Source organism: Sphingosinicella terrae, assembly GCF_003347635.1.
In the GTDB taxonomy this organism is placed as follows: Bacteria; Pseudomonadota; Alphaproteobacteria; order Sphingomonadales; family Sphingomonadaceae; genus Allosphingosinicella; species Allosphingosinicella terrae.
This window is the reverse complement of record NZ_QDFY01000002.1, coordinates 48,661-65,802: the sequence shown is the minus strand read 5'-3', so window position 1 is coordinate 65,802 and position 17,142 is coordinate 48,661. Positions and strand designations below refer to the sequence as shown.

The window sequence follows — 17,142 nt, the reverse complement described above, 5'->3', positions numbered from 1 at the left end:
CCGCAGGCATGCCGGAAAAGCGCGGGCGGCGGATGGAACCCCGGTGGCGCCCGCGGCTTTGGATCGTGGTGAACGATCCCGCCTCCCCAGCTCCGGAAAGCGGCGCCGATAGCCCCGCCGACATTCCGCCGGAGGGCTGGAAGAATATCCTGCTCGCGACGTGGAAGGACGCCGGCGAGGACAATCTCACCCTCATCGCCGCCGGAGTCGCCTTCTACGCCTTCCTTGCCTTCGTCCCGCTGCTGACCGCCTTCGTGCTCAGCTACGGGCTTTTCGCAGAGCCCGCGTCCGTGGTCCGCCACATGCAGACGCTGACCAGCATCATGCCCGAGAACGCCGCGGAGATCATTGGCGACCAGCTCAAGTCGATGACCGACTCGAGCGGAACTCAGACCGGCTTCGCGCTGCTGCTGGCGATGGCGATCGCCCTTTACGGCGCCAGCAAGGGGGCCGCCTCGATCATCACCGCGCTCAACATCGTTTTCGAGGTCGAGGAATCGCGCGGGTTCATCAAGCGGACCCTGATCGCCCTGGTCATGACCGGCGGAGCAGTCATCGTGCTGTTCCTCGCCATCATCGCCGTCGCCGCCATGAACTTCGCCGAGGCGCTGCTGCCCGATCTCGGCGGCGTCACTTCCTATGTGATCAAGGGCGTCTTCTTCTGCACCGCCGGCGCGTTCGTGGTGTTGATGCTGGCCGTCGTCTATCGCTACGGGCCGAACCGTCCGGAGGCGCGATGGCGATGGATCACGCCGGGCTCGGCCCTCGCCACCATCGTCTGGCTGGCGGCGACGGCCGGCTTCGGCGTCTACGTCTCCAACTTCGGCACCTATAATGCGACCTACGGGTCGCTCGGTGCCGTGATCGTATTCCTGACCTGGCTGTACCTCACCGCCTACATCGTCCTGCTCGGCGCCGAGCTCAACGCCATTGTCGAGCTCAAGGCGGGCAGCGGCGAGGCCGAGGACGAGGCCGCGCCGGAAAGGGCGCCGGCTTCGATGCACGCCCCCGCTCCGGCGCCGTCGGCCGGAACGGTCGCGGCCCGCATCACATTCCTTTCACTCCTGCTGGCCCTGTTCGGCGGGAAGCGCAGGAGGGCCGGCCGGTGATCGGCGCCGTCCTGTTCGACGTCGACGGCACCCTCGTCGACAGCAACGATCTCCATGCCGCCGCCTGGCAGCAGGCCTTCAGTCATTTCGGAGTCGAGCTCTCCGTGGACGAGATACGTGCCCAGATCGGGAAAGGCGGCGACAATCTCATTCCCGCGCTTCTTCCGGCGGAGCTGGTGGAGCGTTGCCAAGCTCAGATCGAGGATTATCGGTCCACCCTCTTCCAACGCGACTATCTGCCGCGGGCGGTTCCCTTTCCCGGAATCCGGCCGCTGTTCGAGCGTCTCTACCGGGACCGCGTGCGGATCGTGCTCGCCACCTCCGCCAAGGCGGCCGAGCTCGACTTCCACCGGAACCTGATCGGGAGCAGCGACCTGATCTTCGCCGCCACCTCCAAGGACGACGTCGAGCATTCGAAGCCCTGCCCCGACATCTTCGCCGCAGCGATCGAGAAGGTAGATTCGGTCGATCCCGGGCGGATCGTCGTCGTCGGCGACTCCCCCTGGGACGTGAAGGCCGCCGAAGCCGCCGGGCTCCGAGCCGTCGCGCTGCGCTGCGGGGGCTTCCCCGAACCCGCGTTGATCGAGGCCGGCGCGCGCCTCATCCTCGACGATCCCCGCGATCTCCTCGCCCGCTATGCGATGTGGACCGATGGCGCTTGACCGCAACCGGTCCTTCCGACAGCGCCAAGGCCATGGCCGACTCGTCCTTCACCACCGCCGACTTTCACAACCTCGTCCACAAGCAGTTGCTCAACGTCGTCCATGAGACGCTCGCCGAGTCGAAGCTGGACTGGGCGCTGGTGGCACCGTTCCTGGAGACGGCGCGTGCGATGTGCCGCGCCGACTTCCGCGAAGGCGCGCAGATCCGCCTCCACACGGTCCGGGCGGACGGCGATCAGTGGGTCGAGGCGGAGGAAGCCTATCTCGGTATCGCCATTCCCGATCGCGACAGCGGCGAGGCCTGGCTGAGCGAGACCTATTGGCTGTCGGACGTCGCGCTGGCGGATGCCGACCCGGCGCAGGTGAGGCGCATCGTCGCCGGGCTGCGGCGCAGCATCGGCAAGCTGGAGGCCTGGCTGTCGAATGAGGACGAAGGCCCGGCCGCCGATAAGCGGCCGGGCGAGTCCGGCTCAACGTCCCAGGGGGAGGAGGACGCCTGAGCCAATTCTGTCGTCAGGCGATCAGCTGGCCTCGCCGGTGACGCCGCGCTCATAGAGCTGGATGCACCGATCGTCACCGGGGCCGGGCTCGCAGGCCGGGTAATCCGACTGGACCTCGACCGGTCCGCCGACGCCCTGATGGGCGCTGGCGTCGAAGGCCGCTACCTCGCTGGAATAGCCCTGGGCCGTGCCGAGCTCGGCCGTCTCGCCCATTCCGGCGTCGATCATGCCGTCACCGTTGGCGCTCGAGCTCGCCATCGAGCCGGACGCGTTCGACGTTCCGGTGGCATAAGCGTCGGAATGGTGCTGGATCGGCTCATAGGGGCCGCCCATCGCCGTCGTCACGGCGCCGTCGGCAAGTCCGCCGGTCGCCGAATTCCAGCTGGCGAGCTGCGCGCGCACGCCGCGCTCGTAAAGCTGGATGCAGCGGTCGTCGCCGGGGCCGGGTTCGCAGGGCGGATAATTCTGGGCGGCCGGACGGGACGTCAGGTCGGCGCCGGCAAGGTTGCCGTCCGGATCGGCCGGACCGCCGACACCCGTCTGCATGGCATCGGTCGTCCCGGGCGAGGAATATTTCGCGCTCGCGAGATCCGAAGACCAGCTATCGGCGGCCGCGGTCTGGATCTTCGCTCCGCCGGCATCGTCGAGAATGTTCTGGTTCCAGCTGTCGGTGGACGAGGCCGTGGTGAGCTTGGTCGGATCGACCTTTTCGGAGGTCACCTCTTCGGACCAGGCGGAATTGCCGGTGAGCGATTTGTCGGTGAGGCCGTCCGTCGCGGCCGTTTCGACCGTCGCGCTCTTCTGGACGGCGGCGACATCGGTCACCTTGGTAGCCTCGACGCCGCCCTGGACGGGTGTCTTCATGACGTCCGCCGCCATGGCGATCGAGGAGGTGCCGAGCAGCAGCGCGCCGGCTGCCGCGAGATAGTTCTTCATAATCTGGCCTCCGTGTCATCCGGCGCCTCATCGAGGCACCAGGCGAAAGCCCCCACGCTCGCACGGAAATGTGCATTGGGGCGGGAAACGCCGCGCGCCGCCTTTTTCTCCCTGGCGAACGCCGGACCGGTCAGAAGCTGCCGTCGAGGCGCATGCCGAACCCCCCGGGCACGGGGCGCAGCCCGGCGGCGACGAGCTGCTGACCCATGGCAGGATCGGCGGCGACGCGCAGGTCGAGTCGATAGCGTCCATCGGCGAACAGGCGGACATCGAGTCGGCCGGATCGTCCGGCCAGCGGGAGGAGCAAGGCCGCGCCTTCGCAGCGCGGCGTGCCACCGAGCTCCGCCGCAAGACCAAGGGTGGCAAGGTCGCCGCCCGCAAAGACCCGGACGCTGCCGCCCGCCTGGACGCACTGGCCATTCGCGAAGCCGGCGCTGAAATCCTCCAGCTCGATCCGTCCGAACGGCAAAGGCGGGAAGAATGCATCGCGCAGAGTGCCGTCGACCGAGTCGAAGGCGAAGCCGTGCCGGCTGGCGACGATCGCGCCTCTGATCCCGTTCGCTTCGTCCTCGGATTCCAGTGTCAGCCGGGCCCGGCCGAGGAAGAGCGGAAGCAGATGAAAGCGGGCGCTGACGTCTCCGAGGGCTACCGGCCCTATCCCGGCCTCCTGCAAGGCTCCGAACCAGAGGCTGCCGCTGGCGGCGCGGGCGGACAAGCCTCGTTGGCCAAGGTCCATCCAGTCCAGCGCCAGCCGCAGCGGCAGCAACGCGATCAGCGCGAAGAGGAAGGCGCTCGCGACGAAGACACCGCGCGCCACCGGCAGTCGGACTCGCTTCATCGCACCCTCGCCTGGAGCACGACCTCGACGGCGAGAGTGCGATCGGGATTGGTCCGCGCCCGCAGCGATTCGACCGCCAGCCCGCCTTGCTCCATCTGCTCGATCCAGGCGAAGAAGGCCTGCGGCCGCGCCGCGTCGATCGCGACATTCGCTTGGCGCGGGCCTTGGGCGGCGATCCGGGCGCCTGCAAATCCCGCCTCGCCGGCCGTCCGGCTGACGAAGGCATCGACGGGCAAGACCGGCGCCGCGACCGGGGCTCGAGACGAACGCATCCCCGCGCGCGTCCTGGCCTCGGCCAGGGCTGCGACGGCATCGGCATGCTCGCGCTTCGCCTCGTCGAGCGCGTCGGCGAGCGGCCGAATGACGAGGAACCAGGCAACGACCAGCGCAAGGAGGGCGAACATGACGAGCAGCAGGCGCTGCTCGCGCGCCGTGCGCAGGCGCCACCAGGCTGAAACCGCGGCGTTCATGCCCGCACCGTGAGGTCGGCCGTCGGACGACCGCCCGCGGTCCGGGTCTCGCCGGCCACGGCCCGGAAACCCCTTGCCTCGATACGGCCGCGCAGAGAGTCGAGGGTGGCCGGCGCGTCGAGCATGATCGTGGCGGCGAGGCTGCCGTCGGGGCGATACTCGATCCGGGTCAGCTCGACATTGGGCGTCGACCTGACCGCGTCGAACAGCACGGCGGCGGCGGCGGCGAAGCCTGGACCTCCATCGGCCGCGCCACCCCGGCCCTGGACGGCGAGTGCGTCCGCCTCGGTGCGCAGCCGGTCGGCGGCAAAGGTATAGCTGAGGATCGTGGCGACCTGAACGGCGAGGCTGAGCACGGCCAGCACGAGCAGCAGAAGACCGGCCCGGCGCGCGTGTCCGCCCTGCAGCCGCCATGGCCGCCGCCGGGCGAACGAACCCTGACGAAGATCGATCGGCGGCGCCGCCACGATGGCCGCGATCTCGCCTTCGAACGTCGCCTCGTCATATTCGGCGACGGCTTCGTCGCCCAACAGGGGTGCGGCAAGCTCCGGCTCGAGGCTGAAAGCGGAGGCCGCGCCGCGGAAATCGCCGACGCTCCCTCGCAAGCGGACGATATGGGCGGTCTCCGGCACCGGGAGGAGGAGCGGTGTCGGCACCACCGAATCGGCCTCGACGCCCGCGGCGGCAGTGCGTTCGAGCCAGCGAACCATCTCCGCGCTCGGCACCAGAGCGACCGGGGTCAGTCCCCGCTCGGGCCGACCGACGGCGAGATGCAGGGCGGCGAGCGGCTCCGCGCTGGCGTCGGCAAGCATCAGCCGGGCCGCGGCGGCCGCCTGGGCCGGCGCCAGCCCGTCGGCCAGATCGAGCCAGTGGATCGCCACCCGTTCGCCGGGGACGGCGAGCACGGAGCGCCAGGGCTGGTCCGGCAGCGAATCACCGGCACCGCGTCCGGCGACCCCTGACGAGTCGAGCAGCAGCCAGCGCTCGATCGCGCCGTCGGCATCGACGTGCAGCAGCAGGGTCGGCGCTGAGGCGTCGGTTTCAGTCGGCAATGTCTTCATCTTCGCCGGTGCCGCCTTCGCGCCCATCCGCGCCTAGTGAGGCGATGGCGAACGGTCGTCCGTCCTGCCCGGGGGCGCTGTAGCGATAGGGGTTTCCCCAGGGATCCTCGGGGAGGCGGCGTATGTAATTGCCGCTGATGAGCGCCTGCAGCCCCTCGTCGCCGGTCGGGTAGCGGCTGTGGTCGAGGCGGTAGAGTTCCACCGCCTGCCCGAGATTGGCGATATCGGCCCGCGCCTTGGTCACCGCGGCGCGGTCCGCCGCCGGCATGACATTGACGATGACGATGGTGGCGAGCAGCCCGATGATGACGATCACGACCATCAGCTCGACGAGGGAGAAACCTTCTTCCCGGCGCCGCGCGCGCGCTCCGCGACGGCGGGAGAGGCGGCGGCGGGCGAGCACGGACTTGAGGGAACGCATCAATAACCTCCGGCGAGCGCGTCGAGCTGCAGGATGGGCAGCAGGATCGAAAGGACGATGAGGGCGACGACCACCCCCATGACGATGATGATTGCCGGCTCGAGCAGCGACAGGGCGGTGGTGGTGAAGGCGTCGAATTCCCGCTCCAGATAGTCGGCGGCGCGCTCCAGCATCAGATCGAGCCGGCCCGACGCCTCGCCGGAAGCGGCGAGATAGACGAGCAAGGGCGGAAACACGCCTGCCTTGCGCAGGGCGCCCGAGAGGCTGCCGCCGGTCCGGACCGATTCGGCGATCTCGGTCGACGCGGCGCGAAGGACGCGATTGTGGACGGTTCCTGTGGTCAGCTTGAGCCCCTCCAGCAACGGCAGCCGACTCGCCACCATCGTCGAGAGGGTCCGCGCCAGGCGGGCGGCGTGAAGGTCGCGGATCAGCCGGCCGATCAGCGGCAGCCGGAGCAGCAGGGCGTCGAATTTCATCCGCAGCCCTTCCTCCTTCAGTGCGCGCGCGCCGAGGAAGGCCCCGAGGGCGAGCGCCAGCAGCAGGGCCCACCACCATGCGCTGAGGAATTCGGACAGCCCGATCACCAGACGCGTCAGCAAGGGCAGTTCCTGGCCGACATTCTCGAACTGCTCGACGACCTTGGGGACGACGAAGATCATCAGCGCGAAGACGACGAACGCGGCCACGACGGCGAGGATGATCGGATAGGCCAGGGTCGACAGGATCTTGCCGCGCACCTGCGCCTGCCGCTCGAGCAGCGCCGCCAGCCGCTCGAGGATGCGCGGCAGCGTGCCGGAACCCTCTCCCGCGGCGATCATCGCGCGATAAAGCGGCGGGAAGCTCTTCGCTTCGCGTCCCATCGCATCGGCGAGCCGCCGCCCCTCGACGACGCCGGAATGAACCGAACCGAGGATTCTGCGCACGTCGTCGCGTTCGGCCTGGCGCGACAGCGTCCGCAGCGCCTCCTCGAGCGGGGCGACGGTGATGAGCGTCGCCAGCTGGCGCGTGAACAAGGTGAGCTGCTTGCCGCCGAGACGGCGTCGGGCGACGAGGCCGCGCGACAGCAGGGGCGCCCCGGCGCCCTCGCTCGCCGGCTCCAGTTTGACGACGTAGAGCCGGCGCGAAGCCAATTGCTCGCGCGCCGCCTCGGCCGTGTCGGCGCGCAGCGATCCGCGACGCTCCCGGCCCGCCGTATCGAGCCCAAGCCAGGCGAATTCAGGCATCGGCGGCCTCGTGCCGCGACACTCGAACCGCTTCCTCCGGACTGGTGCCCCCTTCGAGCACCAAGGCGCGCGCGGCGGCGGCGAGCGTCGGAGAGGTTCGGAAGGCATGGGCGGCGATGGCGCTCTCGTCGCCGCCGGAATTGACCAGCCTGCGGATCGTGTCGTCCACCTTAACCGCCTCGAAGACACCGATCCTGCCCTTATAGCCCAGTCCGCCGCAGGCGGGGCAGCCCCCCGGCTCGTAGACCGTCGTGCCGGCCGGGATGCCGAGCAGGTCGGTCAGCGACGGTGCCGCCGGAACGGGCCTCCGGCAGGTCTCGCAAAGCCGCCGCACGAGCCGCTGGGCAAGCACGGCGCGCAGCGTCGAGGCGATGAGGAAGGGCTCGACCTTCATGTCGCGCAGCCGGGTGATCGCGCCGACCGCGTCATTGGTGTGGACCGTGGACAGAACGAGATGGCCGGTCAGCGCCGCCTGCACCGCGATGTCGGCGGTCTCGCGGTCGCGTATCTCGCCGACCATGACGACGTCCGGATCCTGGCGCAGGATCGCACGCAGCCCGGCGGCAAAGCTGAGCCCCACCTGCGGATTGATCTGGGTCTGGCCGACGCCGTCGACGGCATATTCGACCGGATCCTCGACGGTGAGGATGTTGCGGCTGCCGTCGTTCAGTTGCTTGAGGCCGGCATAAAGGGTCGTCGTCTTGCCCGACCCGGTCGGGCCGGTGACGAGCACGATCCCGTTGGGTTCCGCCAACGCCTCCCGAAACAGCCGGTCGGCCTCGGCGCCCATGCCGAGCATCTCCAGGCTGATTCCGGCATTCTCCTTGTCGAGGATGCGCAGCACGACGCGTTCGCCCGCCCGGCTCGGCAGCGTCGAGACGCGCACGTCGATCAGCTTGCCACCGAGCGTGAGCCCGATCCGGCCATCCTGGGGGAGACGGCGCTCGGCGATGTCGAGCCGTGCCATCACCTTGACCCGGCTGACCACGACCGGTGCGACATGGGGCGGCATCCGCAGCGTCTCGCGAAGCACGCCGTCCATCCGCATGCGGACGACGAGACCGGTCTCATAGGGCTCGATATGGATATCGGACACGCCCTGGCGGACAGCGTCGGCGATGATTCCGTTGATCAGCCGGATCGCCGGGGCGTCGTCCGACGTGTCGAGCAGGTCGTCGGCGCTCGGCAAGGCCGCCGCAAGATGGCCGAGATCGTCGTCGAAGCCGAGCGATCCCGCCGCGTCGGCGGCCACGCCCGCCCCGGCGCCGTAGAGATCGGAAAGCAGCCGATCGAAGGCGCCGGCGTCGACGCGCCGAAGCGCGAAGGGTCGCCCGAGAAATCGCCTCAGCTCGATCAGTGACCTGGGGTCCGCATCCTCGCGCATCGCGACCTCCGGCCCGCTCTCCCCCTCGCCGGTGGCGACGAGGCCATGGCGGCGGGCGAAGCCATAGGGAAGCGCGCGGGGCGACGGTGGCGCCGCCGCCTCCCCTGGGCCGTGCGCTGCCGGCCCCGCCGCGGCGGGCAATTCGGTCATTGCGGCACGGTCTCCGCGGGGGCGGGTTCGGCGGGGGCGACCACCTGGTCCTGCGGCTGCGCGGCGACGACGGTGCCGGGCGGCACCGTGCCGAGATAGTCGCGGACCAGCTCGTCCAGCGAGGGCTCGCGATTGGGATTGCCGAGCAGCTGCTGGCCCCGGGCGTAGCCGTAGCGGCGCGCGCTCATGGCGCGGGCGTCGGCGGCGGAGCGAAGGATGGTCGGACGGATGAAGACCATCAGATTGGTGCGCCCGCGGGCTCGCCCACGCGACCGGAAGAGCTGACCGAGCAGCGGGATATCGCCCAGCACGGGGACTCGCTCCAAGGTCCGCCGCTCATTGTCGTCGAGCAGGCCGCCAATGCCGACGATCTCGCCGTCGTCCACCGTTATCGTCGTCTCGATTTCGCGCTTGTTGAGGATGAGATCCTGAAAATCGCTGGAAACCGGGCCCGCGATCGAGCTCACTTCCTGACGGAGATCGAGCTTGATGCTGCCGCCGGCATTGATCTGCGGCCGCACCTCCAGGGTGATGCCGACATTCTGGCGCTGGACGGTGCGGAAGGTGTTGTCGAAATTCTCCGACAACGCCTCGCCGGTGGTGATCGGGATCTCCTGGCCGACGAGTATCCGCGCCTCCTGATTGTCCAGCGTCATGATCGACGGCGTCGACAGGATGTTCGACTGATTGTCGGAGCGCACGGCGTTGACGATCGCGCCGAAGATGGCGTTGCCGGCCTGGAACGCGCCGCCGAAGACGCCGCCGTTGATCCGCGCCAGCTCCGCTGCCGCGGCATCGATGAGATCGGACCCACCGTCAGTCGTGGTGGTCGTGGTCGAGCCTGAGCCGGTGGTGACTGTGGTCGTGGTGCCGCTGAGCTCACGGGCGGCGATGGCGCCGGCGATGGTGCCGAGATTGGGCGCGATGCTCGAGTAATTGGTGACCGCGAACGGGATGTTCGAGCCGCGCAGCCCCGACAGGAAGAGCTGAACGCCGAGCTGCTGCGCGGCGGTATCGGAGATCTCGACGATGATCGCCTCGACGAGCACCTGCTGCCGCCGCACGTCGAGCTGCCGGACGACCTCGCCGAGCATGCGCTGGACGTCGGGCGTAGCCGAAATGACGATCGCGTTGGCCCCTTCGAACCGGGTGACGACGGCGTTGCGGGCAGCGATCGGCGGCGCGCCCGCCGGCGCGACAGCGGCGATCGGCGCCGGAGCCGCCGGATCCGGCTGCATCGCCGCGCCGCCTCCTTCGCCGCTGGCGCTGCTGCGCCGGGCCCGCCGCGTCGTCGTCGGCTGGGTGGGCGTCTGGCCGAGCAATTGCTGGAGCACGGGGAGAAGCTGCTCGGCGTCGGCATGCTCGAGGAAGACGACGCGGATCTCGCTGCCGCTGGCAGCACGCCGGTCGAGCTCGGCAGCGATCCCGGCAAGCTGCGACACCGAGCCGGCGTCGCCGCGTATGGCGATCGCGTTGGAGCTGTCGACCGCGACCACCGTCACCCCTTCCGGCGCCAGCTCGCCCAGCGCCGTGGCAATTTCGCGCGCGCCGGCATTGTCGAGCCCGACCAGCCGAGTGACGCCGCTGTCGACGTCGATCTGGGCGAGGACCTGGCGGACCCGGCGGACATTGTCGGCAAAGTCGGAGACGACGATCGAGTTGCGGCCGGCGGTGATCGATCCGTCGCGGCTGACCATCGGCCGCAGCGTCTCGACTGCCGCCGCGGCGTCGATGTTGCGGACGCGCAATATCTCGGTGACGAAGCCGCTCGGGCTTCCGCGCCGCGATCCGCCTACCGGCGCCGAGGAGGCGGCGCCGGCGATCGGCTGGACGCGAAGGGCACCCCCGGCGGCGGGGACCGCGACAAAGCCGTTGGCGCGAAGGGTCGAGAGGAAGAGCTCGAAATACTCGCTGCGCGACAGCGCCCGCTCGGTCACCACCGATACCCGGCCCTGCACGGCCGGATCGATGATGAATGTCCGGCCCGTCACCCGCGCCGCATCCTGAATGAACGCGCGGATATCCGCCTCGCGCAGGTTCAGCACATATTGCGCGGACAGCGGCGACATCGGCGCCAGCACCAGGGCGAGGGCAAGCAGGAAACGTTTCACAGGTTGAGCCTTACGATCAGGGGGATGGCGCGGCCGCCGCGATTGACGGTCAGCGTCGCCGAGCCGCCCGCTTGGCGGACGAGGGCGCGTGCCTGTTCGACCGAGCCGATCGTCCGTCCATTGACCGCAACGATCACGTCGCCCGGCTCGAGCCCGGAAGCGCGGAAAGCCTGGGCATCGGCGCCGGGAGCGACCGCGATTCCGTCGACGCGGCCATTGGCGATGCGGGGCTGGAGCCGGACCGCGGCGCCATCGATGCGTTGCGGCTGCGGCGCGGCACCCGGGACGGGCGTGGGTGGGGACGGAACGGCGGTGACCGGCGCGGCCGGCGAGACGACGGGTGCGCCCGCTCCCGTCTCGGCGACGGGCGGTGCCGGGTCCGACTGGTCGAGAAAGATCTGCTCGGGCGTCCCACTGCGGCTGATCGTCACGCTCTCCGGCCCGACTTCGGTCAGGGTCACGCCCGCGATGATCTCCTCGCCGACCGCAAAGCTGCGCTGGCTGCCGTCGGGAAGCGCGATGATGGCGGACCCGCGGCCGGTGGCGCGATCCTCGCGCACCCCATGAAGCTTCAGATCGAGCGCCGTGACGGCGGCCGGCGAGCCGGCTCCGGAAAGGCGAAAAAAGGGATCGAACTCGCCGAGAATGGCGCCGCTGGGCAGCGACGGGGAGGCCGCGCCGCGATAGTCGCCGATCGGAGCGACCGGGGCGACCAGCACCCAGACCAGCCGCGCCGCCTGCACGGCGATCACTGTCAGCAACAGCAGCTCGACGATGGAATAGACCGTGAGGCGCGGCAGGCGCCGGCTCAGCCGGTCGGCGCGCAGAGGTGGGCGCAGACGCATCGACGAACCGATTCCCCCTCCCCAGCGAGCCATGCGGCCCGACTATTTCCGCCATGTGACTCTTTGGAGACAGACAGCGGACGGATCAGCGCCCAGTGACCCGGCCCATCGTCTTGAATCGAGAGCCGAAACGGCATCCCTTCCCCGAAGAGTCGCCCGGCCGGGACGTTCACAGCTTTTGGAGCGGCGCGCAAGCGGGAGAATGGAGGGGAAGCGCGGGCCGAGGCCGGCGCCGGAAAAAGGTGGGGCGGCGCCTCTAGGGAAAAGCGCCGCCCGCAGAATTTCCATCTAGCAGGCCGAAGATGGACGGGGGCTGAATGCCGTGTGACGAAATTGAGGCAGATCAGGAATTTGTCCGGCAGAGCGGCCATGATCGGAGTGTCCGATTCCGGCACTGGCCGCGGGAAAGCGCCCTAACGGCCAGCGACGACCAGCCAGATCGGCCAGGCGGTGAGGGCGAGCAACGTCCCGAGCGGCAGCCGCGTGGTCGCCGTGACCGTATCGCCCCGCATCCTCATGAGCAGGACGGAAGCCAGGCCGAGCAGTCCGGAGCCCAGCAGCAGATAAGGCAGTTGCAGCACGCCCAGCCAAGCACCGAGCGCCGCCACCAGCTTGGGATCGCCCCCGCCCATGCCCTCCCGCCCACGGAGCCGCCGGTAGGACAGAGCGATCAGGAAGAGCGTCGTCCATCCGAGGGCCGCGCCGATCGCCCTTTCCTCCAGCGGAGGGCCATAGCCGGCCCAGGCCGCGACGAGTCCGAGCGGGATCAGCGGCAGGGTCAGTCTATCCGGAAGCCATTGATGCTGAAGGTCGAGCGCCGCGATGAGCAGCAGCCACAGTCCGAGCAGCACGGAGATGGCCGCGAGCGGGAGCGGATGGGCGAGGAGCGCGACCAGGCCGATCATCGCGGCGGTCAGCTCGACCGCGAGATGCCGCCGGTCGATCCGGTTGCCGCAGCCCCGGCAACGGCCGTGCAGCGCCGCATAGGAAAGAAGCGGCACGAGGTCGCCCGGGCCGAGCTTGCGGCCGCATGAATCGCAGCGCGAACGCCCCGCGATCACGCTGCGCCCCTGCGGCCAGCGGACCAGCAGGGTCGCCACGAAGCTGCCGAGGATGGCGCCGAAGACCAGCCCGATCCCCTGGTAGATAAACTCCGGGTTCATTCCCCGGCGGCGGCGATGAGGCGCTGCGCCTGGAGGAGATGGGGGCGGTCGATCATCCGCCCGTCCAGCGACAGCGCGCCCGCCTGCGGATTGGCTTCGAAGGCGGCGAGGACTCGCCGGGCATGATCGATCTCGTCGGCGGAGGGGGTGAAGGCCGCGTTGATGACCGGCACCTGCGCTGGATGGATCGCCATCATGCCGGTGAAGCCGTCCCGCCGCGCCCGGCCGCCATAAGCGGCGAGCCCGTCCAGGTCGCGGAAGGCAGGATAGACGGTCTCGATCGGCGCCACGCCCGCGGCGGCGGCGCCGAACAGGCAGAGCGAGCGGGCGAGCTCGTAGGGCGGCGTGAAGCGCCCGTCCGGCTCGCGGCTGGCGGCAGCGCCGATCGCGGCCGGCAAGTCCTCCGCGCCCCAGGTCAGCGCCGCCAGCCTGTCCTGTCCGCCATAGGTGCCGAGCTGAAACATGGCCGCGGGGGTCTCCGTGGCGATGGCGAGGATACGGATGCTGTAATTGCCGCGCTCGTCAAGCCGGCGAGACAGCTCGCCGACCGAGGCACCTCCCTCCGCCTTCGGGAGCACGATTCCCTGCGGCGGAGCCGGCAGCAAGGCTTGGAGATCCAGGTGAATGTCGCCGCTGTCGAGCGGGTTTACCCTGACCCAGAGATTGGTCGGGCCGTTGCGGGAAAGGAAATCGGCCACTTCCTGCCGCGCCGCGGGCTTCGCCTCCGGCGCGACCGCATCCTCGAGGTCGAGGATCAGGGCATCGGCTCCGCTGCCGAGCGCCTTTGCCATTCGATCGGGCCGGTCGCCCGGCACGAACAGGAGCGAGCGCATCCTCATTCGGGACTCCGTTGCATGAGCGCGGTCCGCTCGAGCACGCAGACCAGCTCGTCGCGCTGATTGTACATCCGGTGCTCGAAGGTGACGATCCCCGCCTCCGGCCGCGACTGCGAATCCTTCAGCCCGATCACCTCGGTCTCGGCGCGTAGCGAGTCGCCGACGAAGACGGGCTTGGGCATGCGGACCTTATCGTAGCCGAGATTGGCGACGAGCGTGCCCAATGTGGTGTCGCCCACCGAAAGCCCGACCAGCAGGGCGAAGGTGAAGGTGCCGTTGACGACGATCCGGCCGAACTCGGTCGCCTCGGCATAGACGGCGTCGAGGTGGAGCGGCTGCGGATTGTGGGTCAGGGCCGAGATCAGGAGGTTGTCGGTCTCCGTGACGGTCCGGTGCGGCTGATGGCGAACGCGATCGCCGAGGGTCCATTGCTCGTAATAGCGGCCGGGCATGTTCGATGGTCCTCCACTCGGATCCGTTGGGCGGAGCCCTGTTCAAGCCCGACCCATCTTCCTGCTCCTAAGGAGAAGGGGCGCGTCTCGACAAGCTCAGGGTGAGCGGCCACGGAGCCAAGGGCTCACGCCTCTTCCTTCCTTTCGATCCGCACCAGCAACGTGCCCTCGGTCACCTGCGCGCCTTCGGCCACGTCGAGCTTGGTGACGACGCCGGCAAAGGGCGCCGTCAGGCTGTGCTCCATCTTCATCGCTTCGAGCGTGACCAGCTTCTGGCCCTTGGCCACTGTCATGCCCGGTGCCGCGTCGACGGCGATGACGCGGCCGGGCATCGGCGAAAGCAGGTCGCCGTCGAGCGAATCGCCGCCGGCGCGGGCGCCGCCCGCCCCGGGTAGCGAGAAAGCGAAGGCCTGGCCGTCAGCGAAGACGAGCACGGAGCCCTCCTGCGCCGTCGCCACCCCTTCCAGCGCCAGCTCGGCCACCGCCTCGATCGTGCGCACCTTGCCGCCATGATCGAGGCTGACCCGACGCACGGGATCGGCATTCGTGCGAAAGCCGCCCAGTGCCGTCCACGGATCCTCATCGGCCGCCGTGCCGAAATCGGCCGAGAGGGTCGCGACCGCGGCCATGTTCCAGACGCCCTCCGAAGGTGCGGGATCGGGTACGAGTTCATCGAGCTTGGCGGGGATGAAGCCGGTATCGACCTCGCCCGCGCGGAAATCCGGATCGGCCGCGGCGCAGGCGAGGAAAGCGGCGTTGGTCTTCACCGGCCAGACCTCGACCGCCTCGAGCGCGTTCACCAGCTCGTCTATCGCCCATTGGCGGCTGGGACCGTGCGCGACCAGCTTGGCGATCATCGGATCGTAATAGGGGCTGATCCGATCGCCTTCCTCGACGCCGGTCTCGATCCGCACGCTGCGCGGCAGCACGAAATGGTCGAGGCGCCCCGTCGAGGGCAGGAATTGGTGAACCGGGTCCTCGGCATATAGGCGCGCTTCGATCGCATGGCCCTGGATGGCCAGCTCGTCCTGGAGCTTCGGCAGTCTCTCCCCGGCCGCGACGCGCAGCTGCCACTCGACCAGATCCTGGCCCGTAATCTCCTCGGTCACCGGATGCTCGACCTGGAGCCGCGTGTTCATCTCCATGAACCAGATCCGGTCGGCGCGCAGTCCCGCCGACCCGTCGGCGATGAATTCGATCGTGCCCGCCCCGACATAGTCGACCGCGCGCGCAGCCTTGACCGCGGCCGCGCAGACGGCGGCGCGCGTCGCTTCGTCCATGCCCGGCGCCGGCGCCTCCTCGATCACCTTCTGGTGGCGGCGCTGCAGCGAGCAGTCCCGTTCGAACAGATGGACGACATTACCGTGGTGGTCGCCGAAGACCTGCACCTCGATGTGGCGCGGCCGCTCGATATATTTCTCGATGAGGACGCGGTCGTCGCCGAACGAGGCGGCCGCCTCGCGCCGGCAGCTTTCGAGCATCTCGGCGAAGTCACCCGGCACGTTGACCTTGCGCATGCCCTTGCCGCCGCCGCCGGCTACCGCCTTGATCAGCACCGGATAGCCGATCGAGTCGGCCTCCGCCTTCAGCCGCTCCGCCGACTGGTCCTCGCCATGATAGCCTGGCGTGACCGGCACGCCAGCTTCGATCATCAGCTTCTTGGCGGCGTCCTTCAAGCCCATGGCGCGGATGCTGTGCGGCTTCGGCCCGACCCAGATCAGCCCGGCATCGAGCACGGCCTGGGCGAAATCGGCATTCTCGGACAGGAATCCGTAGCCGGGATGGATCGCCTCCGCGCCGGTGGCCCTGGCGGCGGCGATGATCCGCTCGCCGACCAGATAGGATTCTCGTGCCGGGGATGCGCCGACATGAATCGCTGCGTCGGCTTCGCGGACATGGAGCGCCTTGGCGTCGGCATCCGAATGGACGGCGATGGTCCGGATACCGAGCCGCCGCGCCGTGCGGATCACACGGCAGGCGATCTCGCCGCGATTGGCGATGAGGAGTGAGGCGATCATCGCGTGGGGCATCCCTCGGTCTCGCGGGTGAAGCTGATGTTGAGCACGCGCCACTCGCCGTCGACCTTGGCAAGGTCGAACAAATCGATGCCGCAATGCGAACGAGCGCCATCGACGAAGAAGTCATATTCGGCCCAGACGGTGGCGAGGGTGCCGCGCACCCTGACCTCGGGCGAATACATGCGTTCCTCGAGGCGCTGAGGCACCTGCGGCAGCCGCGCCGCCCAGTCGGTCCAGCTGCTGGTCCGCACCGTGACCCGGCCGTCGTGCTCGACGTGACTCGACACCCGCCCCTCGGGCAGGACCGCCGCCATAAGTGTCGCTTCGTCCTTGACCGCCAGCGCGTCGAACAGGCGCTGTGCGGCGGCCACGACGGCGCGCTCCTCCTCCTCAGGCGTCTGCGCCGAGGCAGGCACGGCGAGAAAAAGGAGCAGCACGAGCGGCGCGACGCGTCCCAGCAGGGGTAAGGTGAGTCGTTGAAAAGTTCTGGACGTCACGAAACCCCCTTTGCCGCGACGACCTCGATCTCGAGCAACCAGGCCGGATCGAAGATGGTCGCGATGATCACGGTGAGCGCCGGCGCACGTTCGCCCAGGATTTCCCGACGGATCGCGCCATTCTCCTCGGCATCGTCGCGATTCGCCAGATAGGTGGTCACCTTGGCAATGTCGTCGAGCCCGAACCCGCCGGCGCGCAGCTGCGCCACGACGTTGCGCCAGACGAGCCGGCATTGGCCGGCGAAATCCGCAGGCGTCTTCCCATCGAGGTCGACGGGCACCTGGCCGCTGACGAACAGAATTTCCGACGGGTTGATGAGCCGGACAGCCTGTGAATAGCCGCCGGCGGGTGTCGGCGCGTCGGAAGCGGTGACGGGCAGGAACGCCGCCTCTCCTTCCCTACGCCCCTGCGCGGGCCGGTCCCCCTCCGCGTTCCGGGGAGGATTTGTGGGCCACGCCCCCACCG

The 17,142-nt window shown here is 69.3% G+C and carries 18 protein-coding genes; 3 read left to right on the top strand and 15 right to left on the bottom strand.

From position 1 onward, the window contains the following. Positions 1-68 precede the first annotated feature (68 nt). The 3 genes from DDE10_RS05785 to DDE10_RS05775 are packed head-to-tail and all read left to right on the top strand — an operon-like array spanning position 69 to position 2,271. On the top strand, positions 69-1,109 hold the full coding sequence (locus tag DDE10_RS05785; protein ID WP_162806365.1) for a YihY/virulence factor BrkB family protein: 1,041 nt from the start codon (positions 69-71) through the stop codon (positions 1,107-1,109). Further along, the gene (locus tag DDE10_RS05780; RefSeq protein WP_284734468.1) at positions 1,106-1,771 is read left to right on the top strand and encodes an HAD family hydrolase; all 666 of its coding nucleotides are present in this window, start codon (positions 1,106-1,108) and stop codon (positions 1,769-1,771) included. The genes DDE10_RS05785 and DDE10_RS05780 overlap by 4 nt, the downstream gene beginning before the upstream one ends. A 32-nt stretch (positions 1,772-1,803) precedes the next feature. Then, the gene (locus DDE10_RS05775; RefSeq protein ID WP_162806363.1) at positions 1,804-2,271 is read left to right on the top strand and encodes a hypothetical protein; all 468 of its coding nucleotides are present in this window, start codon (positions 1,804-1,806) and stop codon (positions 2,269-2,271) included. Between the two features lie 21 nt (positions 2,272-2,292). Here the strand turns inward: DDE10_RS05775 and DDE10_RS05770 are convergent, their stop codons facing one another. From DDE10_RS05770 to DDE10_RS05700, 15 genes are all read right to left on the bottom strand, one after another. After that, on the bottom strand, positions 2,293-3,207 hold the full coding sequence (locus tag DDE10_RS05770; protein WP_114951805.1) for a hypothetical protein: 915 nt from the start codon (positions 3,205-3,207) through the stop codon (positions 2,293-2,295). Between the two features lie 130 nt (positions 3,208-3,337). After that, the gene (gene gspN, locus DDE10_RS05765) at positions 3,338-4,045 is read right to left on the bottom strand and encodes a type II secretion system protein N (protein ID WP_114951804.1); all 708 of its coding nucleotides are present in this window, start codon (positions 4,043-4,045) and stop codon (positions 3,338-3,340) included. Next, positions 4,042-4,515, bottom strand: coding sequence for a type II secretion system protein GspM (gene gspM, locus DDE10_RS23340; RefSeq protein ID WP_162806361.1), 474 nt, complete (start codon positions 4,513-4,515; stop codon positions 4,042-4,044). The genes gspN and gspM overlap by 4 nt, the downstream gene beginning before the upstream one ends. Continuing rightward, a complete protein-coding gene (gene gspL / locus DDE10_RS05755; RefSeq protein ID WP_162806359.1) occupies positions 4,512-5,576 on the bottom strand; it encodes a type II secretion system protein GspL in 1,065 nt (354 codons plus the stop codon). Before gspL ends, gspM begins: the two co-directional genes overlap by 4 nt. Continuing rightward, complete coding sequence (gspG, locus tag DDE10_RS05750; RefSeq protein WP_114951802.1) at positions 5,557-5,997, bottom strand: type II secretion system major pseudopilin GspG; 441 nt, start codon at positions 5,995-5,997, stop codon at positions 5,557-5,559. The genes gspL and gspG overlap by 20 nt, the downstream gene beginning before the upstream one ends. Beyond that, complete coding sequence (gspF, locus tag DDE10_RS05745) at positions 5,997-7,220, bottom strand: type II secretion system inner membrane protein GspF (protein ID WP_114951801.1); 1,224 nt, start codon at positions 7,218-7,220, stop codon at positions 5,997-5,999. The genes gspG and gspF overlap by 1 nt, the downstream gene beginning before the upstream one ends. After that, complete coding sequence (locus tag DDE10_RS05740) at positions 7,213-8,754, bottom strand: GspE/PulE family protein (RefSeq protein WP_114951800.1); 1,542 nt, start codon at positions 8,752-8,754, stop codon at positions 7,213-7,215. Before DDE10_RS05740 ends, gspF begins: the two co-directional genes overlap by 8 nt. Next, on the bottom strand, positions 8,751-10,865 hold the full coding sequence (gene gspD, locus DDE10_RS05735) for a type II secretion system secretin GspD (RefSeq protein WP_432653708.1): 2,115 nt from the start codon (positions 10,863-10,865) through the stop codon (positions 8,751-8,753). Before gspD ends, DDE10_RS05740 begins: the two co-directional genes overlap by 4 nt. Then, entirely contained in the window at positions 10,862-11,710 is an 849-nt protein-coding gene (locus DDE10_RS05730; protein WP_162806357.1) for a type II secretion system protein N, read from the bottom strand. Before DDE10_RS05730 ends, gspD begins: the two co-directional genes overlap by 4 nt. Positions 11,711-12,123: 413 nt before the next feature. Beyond that, positions 12,124-12,873, bottom strand: coding sequence for a prepilin peptidase (locus DDE10_RS05725; RefSeq protein ID WP_114951798.1), 750 nt, complete (start codon positions 12,871-12,873; stop codon positions 12,124-12,126). Then, positions 12,870-13,712, bottom strand: coding sequence for an HpcH/HpaI aldolase/citrate lyase family protein (locus DDE10_RS05720; RefSeq protein WP_114951797.1), 843 nt, complete (start codon positions 13,710-13,712; stop codon positions 12,870-12,872). Before DDE10_RS05720 ends, DDE10_RS05725 begins: the two co-directional genes overlap by 4 nt. Then, a complete protein-coding gene (locus DDE10_RS05715; RefSeq protein ID WP_114951796.1) occupies positions 13,709-14,161 on the bottom strand; it encodes a MaoC family dehydratase in 453 nt (150 codons plus the stop codon). The genes DDE10_RS05720 and DDE10_RS05715 overlap by 4 nt, the downstream gene beginning before the upstream one ends. A gap of 125 nt (positions 14,162-14,286) precedes the next feature. Then, positions 14,287-16,179, bottom strand: a complete 1,893-nt coding sequence (locus tag DDE10_RS05710) for an acetyl/propionyl/methylcrotonyl-CoA carboxylase subunit alpha (RefSeq protein ID WP_114951795.1) — start codon at positions 16,177-16,179, stop codon at positions 14,287-14,289. Beyond that, positions 16,176-16,676, bottom strand: coding sequence for a nuclear transport factor 2 family protein (locus tag DDE10_RS05705; RefSeq protein WP_162806355.1), 501 nt, complete (start codon positions 16,674-16,676; stop codon positions 16,176-16,178). Before DDE10_RS05705 ends, DDE10_RS05710 begins: the two co-directional genes overlap by 4 nt. Then, positions 16,673-17,140, bottom strand: coding sequence for a RidA family protein (locus DDE10_RS05700; protein ID WP_284734467.1), 468 nt, complete (start codon positions 17,138-17,140; stop codon positions 16,673-16,675). The genes DDE10_RS05705 and DDE10_RS05700 overlap by 4 nt, the downstream gene beginning before the upstream one ends. Positions 17,141-17,142: the final 2 nt, after the last annotated feature.